Source organism: Heyndrickxia coagulans DSM 1 = ATCC 7050, assembly GCF_000290615.1.
GTDB classification, from domain to species: Bacteria; Bacillota; Bacilli; order Bacillales; family Bacillaceae_C; genus Weizmannia; species Weizmannia coagulans.
In genome coordinates, this window is the sequence record NZ_ALAS01000105.1 from 1 (window position 1) to 1873 (window position 1873).

Genomic DNA, 1873 nt, shown 5'->3' on the forward strand with positions numbered 1-1873 from the left:
AAAATCTGGATGAAAAGGCAAAAAAAAAATCGGGATAATTAATTTTCCAGAGCCTCGCTCAAGGGTATATTTTTATTTTGGCAGAGGCTCTTAAATAAATCAATCAATTGTTGAATCGCTTCTGCGAAGGTGATGTCAGTAAGTTCATCAACCATGAGATAAAACAACTTACCCAGGGTCCGATCATCTACCTGTTCACGGTGTTGGACTGCAAGGATTGAGTAACCAATTGCGACAAGAGCGGTATGTGCAAAGATACCGTCATAAGACAATCCTTGATATTTTGCTAGGCGGAGGTACTGTTTACACATCTTGAAGTATACTTCAATCGATCAGCGCTTTCCGTAAAGCTGAATAACTTCATCTTCAGAGAGCCGGGTGTCCGTTGTCGCCAAGACAAGGTAATCATTTCGTTTATTGCGGTTGCGGATATAAACAAGTTTGACTGGCACCGACGTTTCCCCGTCAACTGCTTCAACAAGAACGGATAACAGATAGCGTGAACGTCCGCGACGTTTCTTCTGGGTGTTAAAGATCGTTTTCACATTCATCAGTCCACCGTTGAACTGGTAATAAACTTTCTTAGAACGTTTCACCATGGCTACTCCATGAAGTCCCATTTCACGCAACTGATGAAACATCTTAGGGCTAGAAAACCAGGAATCAAACAAGACGTAGGAAGCATTCACTCCTTGAGACAAGGCTGATGATAACAATTCCAACACTACATTGGTTGCTTTGCGCTGTGCCTGAATCTTACGCTTTCCTGAAAATGTACGGCCGTCAATGGATTTTGGGCTGCACACTTGATTCTTGCCAGAAAGCAAGGAAAAGTTAACAGGGAGGAATGTGTTGCCGTCACTCCAACCGAGTTGAAGAAACCGAAAGCCACGGGTATGTTTGTGTTTCGCATGGTCAAACTGAAACGCCGCAAGTTCAACGTGCTTTGCGCTGGCTCGCTCATACATGGAATCATTCAAAATGAATACATTCCGGCGTGTTGGTTCGGTCAAGGGTTCGATGAACACAATGATACGGCGGCAGAGCAAAACCAAGAACTTTTGCCAATTGATTTTGCCGTTATTCAGTAGATTACGGAAAGTCTTATCTGAGAATCCGAGCTGATCTTGATGCTTCAAATAATCACGGTATGCAGATCTGTTTGAGAAAAGTGTACCGATCAAATAACAGAACAGCGTTCGAAATGGAACACCTTTTGTCTTTACAGCGTTTGAAACCTTCGCAATTTGAGATAAGCGAAAACGCAAAAAAATGCTTCGATTGAAGATAAAACTTCAAGAGACTGATGGTCGTTTTGTGTTATAATTTTCATAACATGAACACTCCTCGATTAATTGTTAGTTAGCACTTCAATTATACCGAGTTTCCAGTGTTCATGCTTTTATTTTTGCTCTAAACCCTTGTAAGACAAGTAATGAGAATGAATTTTAGTGTTTCAAGTTTTAGTTATTATTTAATCATCGTTCCGGTAATCATGTTTGGGCTGATATCAATCGGTTATTATCTACAATCCGCCTATGAAAAGTCAGACTTTAATATTTTGAATCATGTCAATTGGGATGTAGTATTTGCGACTGCTTTTTTGTCTCTGGTCCTGTGTTTTGGATATAATTCAAATATTAAAGAATCCAAGTTCTTTGTTCGTTTCCCTCCGGCCCAGCAGACCTTTGCGAAAGTGATCAATCAAACGCCTAATCCAACCCTGCTTAATTATGGAGCTTTGGACGGCGGCTTTTACTTGGCAGCAAACATAGTTCCCAAGGTGAAATATTTTGAAAAGCAGAATATAGACCCGAAAATTTATCCGGAAAACATGCAAGCACAAAATCGTTATATTATGGAAAAAAAGGTG

2 pseudogenes are annotated in these 1873 nt (G+C 40.4%); one reads left to right on the forward strand and one right to left on the reverse strand.

The window, feature by feature from the left end:
• Positions 1-47 precede the first annotated feature (47 nt).
• Positions 48-1333 (reverse strand): annotated as a pseudogene (locus IC21_RS16135) (IS4 family transposase); the annotation flags it as partial.
• Between the two features lie 108 nt (positions 1334-1441).
• On the opposite strand from IC21_RS16135, the pseudogene IC21_RS04950 reads away from it, so the two are divergent.
• Positions 1442-1873 (forward strand): annotated as a pseudogene (locus IC21_RS04950) (hypothetical protein); the annotation flags it as partial.